Origin of the sequence: Mesorhizobium sp. M00.F.Ca.ET.216.01.1.1 (genome assembly GCF_004010325.2) — a bacterium.
GTDB lineage: Bacteria > Pseudomonadota > Alphaproteobacteria > Rhizobiales > Rhizobiaceae > Mesorhizobium.
The window spans coordinates 1-279 of sequence record NZ_SADR02000643.1; the positions used below are offsets into that span (position 1 = coordinate 1).

Genomic DNA, 279 nt, shown 5'->3' on the forward strand with positions numbered 1-279 from the left:
CTCTCGGCGCCGTAGCCGTCCCAGTTGAGGTTGTTGCCGACCAGGTCGGCGGTGATGTCCGGCGCATCGCGCGGCCCCTTCACCTGTACCTGGCCACGCAGGCCACCATCGGCACCGGGCAGCAGATCACTCAGCTGCAACGGTTCGAAACGTGCATCGATGTCGAGGCGGTCGCCGACCTTGCCCGACGCGGTCACCCGGCTGCTGCCCAGCGACAGCTTCAGGTCACCCTGGCCCTGCGCGCCCTGCAGTGCGAACTTGCCCTGTGCATCAAGGTTG

At 67.4% G+C, this 279-nt stretch carries 1 protein-coding gene; it reads right to left on the bottom strand.

The window, feature by feature from the left end; genetic code table 11:
* A partial coding sequence (locus tag EN859_RS37760) for a hypothetical protein (RefSeq protein WP_135913781.1) occupies positions 1 to 279 on the bottom strand: 279 nt, incomplete at both ends.